The organism is Pseudoalteromonas sp. G5_S1_54_S4, assembly GCF_054968565.1.
This window is the reverse complement of the sequence record NZ_JBQKUL010000051.1, coordinates 19,782-28,385: the sequence shown is the minus strand read 5'-3', so window position 1 is coordinate 28,385 and position 8,604 is coordinate 19,782. Positions and strand designations below refer to the sequence as shown.

Sequence of the window (8,604 nt, the reverse complement as noted above, 5' to 3'; positions counted from 1 at the left end):
GTATATTGTAGTTCTGAGCCCAATTTATTGGCAGGGATACGTGGTAAATTACCTTCATTATCTTTTAGTTTGGCGCGAGTAGAGTCACCAAATACTTTTACCATGGCGCTGGGGTTTATTTGATAATGTGCATCAAATTCAAAACCATAAAGCTGCGCATCTTTACTGGTAAATTGATAAACATCAATTGCATCGCTGTGTCCATTGGCAGCAGACTCAAAGCCATCCATCTCATCAAACACTAATCCGGTGTTTTGTTGATAATAAAAGTTTTTAATATCGTTATAGAAAAAGTTGACGGTGTAGCCAAAGTCACCGCTAAAACGACGTAAACTAATATCAAGATTGGTAGAGGTCTCTTGTTTAATTTCTTCAGGTTCAAAATGCGCTTCTGCCCCTTCAATATGATAGCCCAAGCCAAGCTCATAAGTACCTGTGGCAACATGCAAACCATTAGAGAGTAATTCAGCTGAAAGTGGCGCACGCTCTGAATGTGATAAGCTAACGGCTAGGTTGTGACTTGGCATATACTCCCAAATCGCACCGGCTGAGGCACTTACATTAGTAAAGCTTTGGGTGTAGTTAATGGTCTCATCTGCCGATACAGGTTGTTCATCATGGCTGTGCTGATGTGTATCTACATCACTTTTGATATCATAATCTTCTAGGCGGGCGCCAAGCTCTACGGTGACATCGCCAAATGTGCGTTCTTCAAGTAGATATAACGCATGGGTGGTAGTGACACTTGCAGGCGTAAACGCTTCTTCGCCAATTGCATCGTAATCAGATTCACTATAGTGATAGCCAATCATGCCATGCCATTGGCCTAACTGATGCTCTACATTTAAACGTGCTTCAGTGGTTTCGTTACTAAATGTGGTGCCAATCGCGCCATCTTCAATTTCACTGTGAGTGTAGTCGGTGTAGCCAAGACGAAGATTAATCGATTCAATCCAGTTATCATGAAATGCATAGCTTACCAGTCCTTGCCAACGATCTTGCTCTAAATGAGCATAAACGGGAGTTTCTGCGTGTTCTTCATCCGCGTGCGTTTCATGATCGCCTTCTTCTTCATGGGCATGACCGTGATCATGTGAATGCCCAGGAATGCCATAATCTGTTTCAATATTGCCGTATGAAAAGCCAACAGTTAAATGCTCACCGACATAGCTGGTACCAAAGTTTACTGTTTCACTGTCGATAAAGGTATTTTCAACTGAAGTGGCTGTTTCTTCATCGCCCTCAATGTGTACTTCACCTTCTTCATGTTCATCCGGTAGGTTAAAGCGAGGCGTTTGATAGTCATCACCACTGCGTTTGGTGCCATCAAAATGAAAATTAAAATTATTGTTGCCTGTTTCTAATTTTGCCGCATAAGTGTTCGCATTTGAAACGGTATCGTGTGTGTATTGTGCCGCTCCCGAGAGTGCGTCAATATTATTGGTTGGAATACGGTTATCAACCACATTTACTACACCGCCAATCGCACCAGAGCCATATAGTAGGGTGCTTGGGCCTCGTAGTACTTCAATTTGTTCAGCGGCTAAGCTATCACTTGATGTTGCGTGATCTGGACCAATACGTGATGCATCACTGCTATCTAAACCGTTTTGAGTAATTTTAACACGAGGACCACCTAGGCCACGAATAATCGGACTTGAAGAGACAGGGCCGAAATAACTCGCGTTTACTCCTGGTATTCCTTTAAGTGTTTCACCTAGGGTCGGTTTCGCTTTATTTTTTAGTTCATCCCCTGATAGTACGCTTACAGGTGAAATCATTTCTAAGCTATTTTTATGCAGTGCCGAGGCATACACAACAACAGTTTCAACCGAAGACGGCTTTAATGTAACAGTAATTGTATCGTTTACATTCTCAAGCGATATACGTGAATCGATGTAGTTATCTTTACTAATATGTAATTGGCTTTTAGCATCTATATCGATGCTAAACTGACCTTGTTCATTGCTTTTCACGCTTTGTGACTTTCCATGAACATGAATAGTTGCATTAGCAATAGGTTGTTTTTTTGAATCTGTTACTGTGCCGTTAATCGTTGCTGCTAGGGCAGAGTGAGAACACAAAACAGACAGTAGCGCTGAGGATATGAGTGTTAACTTTGTCATAATTACTTCGAATCGTGGTTGTTATGTTGTGATATAATATAACACTACAAAATGGCATCATCAACAATGTTATACTATAACTTTTAATTTTGCGTTGAATGGCAAAATAATCGCGTTAAATTTACATTACCAGCTCATTATTACAGATCAGTGCATTTGTTATATTTATTCGCTTAAGAGCGGCTGTCTATCATTAGTATGTCTAATTTTTTTTGTGCTTTGAAAGGATTTTGTTTATCGATTGGTTCAAGCATTTCACAGTCATCGTTTATCATTTCTGAAATTAAACTTGGGTAGTGTCGGCAATCTTGAGGACGGTCATGGTAAATACTGCATGTATATTTATCTTTTTCTTGTGGATATTTTTTACTGCTAAGTACTAAAAATGGGCATTGCGTTAATTGCTTGCCTGTTTTGGGATCAAACCATAACTGATCGTTTTTAACATATTGAAATATTTCTGGGTTGAATAACGCCCACATTTCAATTTCATCCTGATTTGTATCTAAATCTGCCGCACCATATTTAGTGCAGCATTTACCGCATTGATTGCAATTTTGCATAGGGTAGGTATTTACTATTGCGACTTAAATTAAGCGTTAAGTGTAGCACTGTAATATCCAGGTTTTTAAATTAAACCTCTGTTTTTATCGCTTATAATACTTTTGTAACAACGCAGCGCTTAATAATAATGTACTATTAGGGAATATATTTCGAATACGATGCCTTTAATAAGTCAAAAAAGGCGCGTTAATAAGGTAGCGAGTAATTATGAATACTAAAGTATACAAAGCGGTTCACGATTTGGCGGAAAAGCTGATGGCAGCGGCTAATAAAAATGATACTAAACAGTTTGAATCTTTATATGCTGAGCTAAAAGCTATTTGTATTGAAAACGAAAATACAGCGAAAGATCACCCTGTTCAGTGGGAAACATTGGCTGATTTCACCGTAGAGCTAGAAGAAGCTATCGAGACTTACGAAAAAGCGTTACAGAAGTCGATAGAAATTAATAACAAAGATCATATGTCGTCTGTTGCCTTTTCTATGGCTACTTTACAGCTTGAGCTGGGTGATAAAGAAGCGGCAATTAAAAATCTGCAAGATGCTAAAATCAGTGCGAATAAAATTGAAGACAAAGAATTAAAATCAGAGATCCATGAGTTATTAGAATCATTGGTTGAAGAAGAAGGCTAGGCAACTTTATAGCCATTATTAATAATAAGCGTCAGTAATAATACCATTGGCGCTTTTTTATTGATAAAAGCAAATTCTGCGTCATTAAATGTTTATGCTTAAGTTAAGTCACTAAGCAAATTTTTTGGAGAAAAAATGCTAGCGCAAATAGAACAATGGATTGATAAAACGAATAGCGAGTATGTTCATCAAAGAATATGCTGTGATACATTTGCTAGCGAATTTGCTGGCTTTTACCCGCATGAATTTTTGAAAACTGCATTTTATGTGGTTGTTGAACACATTCCCAAGCCTGACTTTGCTGGTTTACGTGAAATTGGTTTAAGCGATTTTATTGACATGGATGTAGCAGGGATCACCTATAAAAACACTTATTACATATTACCTCATGTTGCGCGTAATTTAAGAGTGCATTTTCATGAGCTGGCTCATGTAGTTCAATGGCGCGAGCTCGGTGCTCACGCTTTTATTATGCGCTACATCAATGAAATCCAAACCTGTGGTTACAATGATGCTCCGCTTGAAAAAATGGCCTATAAACTTGATGCACACTTTACCAGCAATGGAAATAAATTTAATATTCCTGACTATATTACTCAACAGCTTTAGTTAATAAATATTATAAAAGGAATTTATATGTCGCGCTTTGTGCTCTATTTACTAGCTTTATCTGCCCTTGATGTGCAGGCGAGCTCTTTTGATGACGATATCGTCAATGCATTGATCCACAGAACAACGCAACAAGTAACTTACGATGGCGCCTATCATAGGCTTGAATACCCTGGTGGCGATGTGCCCGATAATATTGGTGTGTGTACTGATGTTATAATTAGGTCGTATCGACAGCTTGGTATTGATTTACAAAAGTTAGTACATGAAGACATGCAGGCCAATTTTCGCGCATATCCTTCTAAGCGTATTTGGGGATTAACCAAGCCAGATAAAAACATTGATCATCGACGTGTACCTAACTTACAGGTTTACTTTGAGCGCCATGCTCAAGTGTTAACTAAATCGCTTAATGCAGCAGATTATAAAACCGGTGACATAGTCACTTGGATGCTGCCAGGCAATTTACCGCACATAGGTATGGTCGTTAATCAAATTGCGCAGGACAGTGGTCACCCGCTTATTGTGCACAATATTGGTCGCGGACCTGAAATGAGCGATATGCTTTTTGCTTATACAATTACGGGTCATTACCGATTTGTACCTGCTGCTTATTCAGAGTAAATAACACGGCTATAATCGCGATTACTTGAGTAATAATTGCAGAAACAGGTAAGTGAATAAAGCGAGCTGTTAGGCATTATACTGTGTGGTTTGCTAGTTACTTTAAATTAATACTGATATCACCATTGGGCTTGCAGCAACACAATAGTATTTCACCATCACGCACAAAGGCTAACGGTTCTTCATTGTAATTGACTTCACCAGAGACAAGCGTAGCACGACACGCACCACAATATCCCTCACGGCACTGGTAAGCAACATCAATTTTATTCGATTCTAAGCAGTGTAAAAGAGAAGGGCAGCCAGCGGTAAAATCTAAGCACTGGCTGTTATCTGCAAGCGTGACACTTGCAGTGGTTCTATCAGTCATTATAAATCAAAGTCACCAAATTCAGCAGCATCAACCTGTGAATCAATTTGACCTACAAGGTATGAGCTAATTTCCGCTTCTTGTGGAGCAACTTGCACGTTATCAGAAACAAGCCATGAGTTGATCCATGGAATCGGATTACTGTTATTATCAAACTGTGCTGGTAAACCAATAGCAGTCATGCGTGCATTGGTAATGTATTCAACATACTGACATAAAATATGCTTATTTAAGCCAATCATTGAACCATCTTTAAACAGGTACTCGGCCCATTCTTTTTCTTGCTCTGCAGCGTCAACAAACATCTTGATTGCTTCTTCACGGCACTGTGCAGCAACAATTGCCATTTCAGGGTCGTCTTTGCCATCTTGCATAATATTTAAAATATGCTGAGTGCCTGAAAGGTGAAGCGCTTCATCACGGGCAATAAGCTTAATAATTTTAGCATTGCCTTCCATTAGCTCACGCTCGGCAAACGCAAATGAACACGCAAAGCTGACATAAAAGCGAATAGCTTCAAGAATGTTCACTGACATCATCGCCAGATACAATTTCTTTTTCAGCTCAAATAAATTAACCACAACGGTTTCACCATTAATGTCATGTTTGCCTTCACCGTACAGGTTGTAAAGCGACACCGAGTTAATTAAATCGTCGTAATAAGTGGTTACGGCATCGGCACGTTCACTAATTTTGTCATTGCTAACAATGTCGTCAAAAATGAGTTCAGGGGCTTGAGTTACATTACGAATAATATGTGTGTATGAACGGCTGTGAATGGTTTCACTAAACGCCCATGTTTCAATCCATGTTTCAAGCTCAGGAATTGACACAATTGGCAATAGTGCAACGTTAGGCGAACGGCCTTGAACACTATCAAGCAAAGTTTGGTATTTTAAGTTACTTAAAAAGATATGCTTTTCGTGGTCAGGAAGTGCTTGAAAGTCTAAACGATCTTTACTTACGTCTACTTCTTCAGGACGCCAAAAGAAAGACAATTGTTTTTCAATCAGCTTTTCAAAAATAGGGTATTTTTGTTGATCGTAACGTGACACGTTAACGGTTTGACCAAAAAACATTGGCTCTTGCATTTGGTTATTATGATTTCTGCTAAAAGTAGTATAAGACATGTTTATCACTCAAAAAACTATCACTAAAACTATCAGGACAAAGCGGGCAAGGCGCCCGCTTTAAGTTTAACTATTAAATTTTACACGCGCCGCCTGCACAATCATCATCATCCACTTCTGGAGCGTCTTCTTGTGCGTCTGATGCGCCATCACGGGTGTTATGGTAGTACAGCGTTTTAACACCTAGCTTGTAGGCACCAAGTAAGTCTTTTAGTAAGACTTTCATAGGTACTCTACCGCCTTCGTATTTATTTGGATCATAATTAGTATTTGCTGAAATCGTTTGGTCGATAAATTTCTGCATTATGCCCACTAATTGTAAGTAACCATCGTTAGATGGGATATCCCACAGTAACTCATAGCTATCTTTAAGGCGTTCGTACTCAGGGACAACTTGTTTTAAAATACCGTCTTTACTTGCTTTAACACTAATATGGCCACGCGGTGGCTCAATGCCATTGGTTGCATTAGATATTTGCGATGATGTTTCTGATGGCATTAATGCGCTCAGTGTTGAGTTACGCATACCGTGCTCTTTAATGCTGGCACGTAACGTATCCCAATCAAGATGAAGTGGTTCATCACAAATTTTATCTAAATCACGCTTGTACGTATCGGTTGGCATAATACCTTGTGAGTACGTTGTTTCGTTAAATTTTGGACAGGCACCACGTTCTTTTGCCAGCTCATTAGATGCTTTCATTAGGTAGTACTGAATCGCTTCAAATGTTTTGTGCGTAAGCGCATTTGCGCTGCCATCTGAATAACGCTTACCGTTTTTAGCTAGGTAGTATGCGTAGTTAATAACGCCTATGCCTAGCGTACGACGTCCCATGGTTGCATTTTTAGCTGCAGGTACTGGGTAGTCTTGGAAATCAAGTAGGTTATCAAGTGCGCGTACTGCAAGCTCAGCTAACTCTTCTAGTTCATCTAAAGACTCAATCGCGCCTAAGTTAAACGCAGATAATGTACAAAGTGCAATTTCACCTTCTTCATCATTCACGTTGCTAAGAGGCTTAGTTGGTAACGCAATTTCTAAACATAAGTTAGATTGACGGATCGGAGCCACTTTTGAGATAAACGGACTGTGTGTATTACAGTGGTCAACGTTTTGTAAGTAAATACGACCCGTGCTAGCACGTTCTTGAGCAAACATAGAGAACAGTTCAATCGCTTTAATTCGTTTTTTACGAATTGACTCGTCTTGCTCATATTTTACATATAGCGCGTCAAACTCGTCTTGGTCTTCAAAAAATGCATCGTAAAGGCCAGGCACGTCAGAGGGGCTGAATAACGTAATGTAATCGTCTTTAATTAAACGTGAGTACATGAGTTTATTAAACTGTACGCCGTAATCTAAGTGACGTACGCGGTTATCATCAACGCCACGGTTGTTTTTAAGCACTAATAAGTTTTCAACTTCTAAATGCCAAAGCGGGTAGAAAAGGGTTGCTGCGCCACCACGTACACCGCCTTGCGAACAGCTTTTAACCGCTGTTTGAAAGTGCTTATAAAACGGAATACAGCCAGTGTGATACGCTTCACCGTTACGAATAGGGCTACCTAATGCACGAATACGACCTGCATTAATACCAATACCAGCACGTTGAGAAACGTATTTAACAATTGCTGATGATGTAGCATTAATTGAGTCTAGGCTATCGCCACACTCAATAAGTACACATGAGCTAAACTGGCGTGTTGGTGTACGTACGCCCGACATAATTGGCGTAGGTAAAGAAATTTTAAATAATGAAACCGCATCATAAAAACGTTTGATGTAATCAATACGTGTATCACGAGGGTAATCAGAGAATAAGCTTGCAGCCACTAAGATATATAAAAACTGCGCGCTTTCGTAAATTTCACCCGTTACACGGTTTTGAACTAGGTATTTACCTTCAAGCTGTTTTACTGCTGCGTAGCTAAAGTTAAGATCGCGAGAATGATCTAAGTACGCATCTAGCTCATCTAATTCTTGCTCTGTGTAATCAACAAGTAAATGTGCATCGTAGCGTTTTTGTTCAACCATGTTAGTAACATGGTCAAAAAGACGCGGTGGCTCAAACTGGCCATAGGCTTTTTTACGTAAATGGAATACAGCTAAACGAGCAGCAAGGTACTGATAATCAGGCGATTCTTTAGAAATCTGATCCGCAGCAGCTTTAATAATCGTTTCGTGGATGTCTTTAGTACGAATACCGTCATAAAATTGAATATGCGATTTAAGTTCAACTTGTGAAACCGAAACGTTATTTAAACCTTCGGCGGCCCATTCAATAACGCGATGGATCTTATCAAGATCGAGTGGCTCTTTACGACCGTCACGTTTGCTTACAGATAACTGTTGGTTCATAGCTTTGCCTGTATTCCTTGGGAATTAAATATTTTTGACCAATGCGTGCACCTAAAAAAGCGCAGTGCCTATTCGTTTATTGTTATTTTCACCGGTTTGGTGAATTTAATTGAATAACATTTAGCCACAATATCTGGTGTTGTTCAAATTAGAGATCACAAGATAGTGTGGTCTGGGATCTTTTGCAAGGGA

General features: G+C 39.5%; 8 protein-coding genes. 3 read left to right on the top strand and 5 right to left on the bottom strand.

What is annotated here, in order from left to right; all coding sequences use genetic code 11:
- Positions 1 to 2,126: TonB-dependent receptor (locus ACTRWE_RS16230; RefSeq protein WP_462880339.1), on the bottom strand; the 2,126-nt coding region annotated here is incomplete at its 3' end.
- A gap of 173 nt (positions 2,127 to 2,299) precedes the next feature.
- Positions 2,300 to 2,689 (bottom strand): YkgJ family cysteine cluster protein, encoded by a 390-nt coding sequence (locus ACTRWE_RS16225; RefSeq protein WP_462880337.1) that lies wholly within the window; start codon positions 2,687 to 2,689, stop codon positions 2,300 to 2,302.
- Positions 2,690 to 2,897: 208 nt separating this feature from the next.
- Between ACTRWE_RS16225 and ACTRWE_RS16220 the strand changes: the two genes are divergently transcribed.
- The 3 genes from ACTRWE_RS16220 to ACTRWE_RS16210 all read left to right on the top strand — a co-directional run bounded on the left by ACTRWE_RS16220 (position 2,898) and on the right by ACTRWE_RS16210 (position 4,556).
- The gene (locus tag ACTRWE_RS16220) at positions 2,898 to 3,323 is read left to right on the top strand and encodes a tetratricopeptide repeat protein (protein WP_008465671.1); all 426 of its coding nucleotides are present in this window, start codon (positions 2,898 to 2,900) and stop codon (positions 3,321 to 3,323) included.
- 135 nt (positions 3,324 to 3,458) lie between these two features.
- Positions 3,459 to 3,932, top strand: a complete 474-nt coding sequence (locus tag ACTRWE_RS16215; protein ID WP_008465673.1) for a hypothetical protein — start codon at positions 3,459 to 3,461, stop codon at positions 3,930 to 3,932.
- A gap of 27 nt (positions 3,933 to 3,959) precedes the next feature.
- Complete coding sequence (locus tag ACTRWE_RS16210) at positions 3,960 to 4,556, top strand: DUF1287 domain-containing protein (RefSeq protein WP_008465675.1); 597 nt, start codon at positions 3,960 to 3,962, stop codon at positions 4,554 to 4,556.
- Positions 4,557 to 4,653: 97 nt separating this feature from the next.
- Here the strand turns inward: ACTRWE_RS16210 and yfaE are convergent, their stop codons facing one another.
- From yfaE to nrdA, 3 genes are all read right to left on the bottom strand, one after another.
- The gene (yfaE, locus tag ACTRWE_RS16205) at positions 4,654 to 4,926 is read right to left on the bottom strand and encodes a class I ribonucleotide reductase maintenance protein YfaE (RefSeq protein WP_008112475.1); all 273 of its coding nucleotides are present in this window, start codon (positions 4,924 to 4,926) and stop codon (positions 4,654 to 4,656) included.
- Positions 4,926 to 6,056: a class Ia ribonucleoside-diphosphate reductase subunit beta gene (gene nrdB / locus ACTRWE_RS16200; RefSeq protein WP_013464873.1), complete on the bottom strand. Its 1,131-nt coding sequence runs from the start codon at positions 6,054 to 6,056 to the stop codon at positions 4,926 to 4,928. Before nrdB ends, yfaE begins: the two co-directional genes overlap by 1 nt.
- Positions 6,057 to 6,129: 73 nt before the next feature.
- Positions 6,130 to 8,412 carry a class 1a ribonucleoside-diphosphate reductase subunit alpha gene (nrdA, locus tag ACTRWE_RS16195; protein WP_462880336.1) on the bottom strand — a complete coding sequence of 761 codons (2,283 nt, stop codon included), beginning with the start codon at positions 8,410 to 8,412 and terminating at the stop codon, positions 6,130 to 6,132.
- Between the last annotated feature and the right edge of the window lie 192 nt (positions 8,413 to 8,604).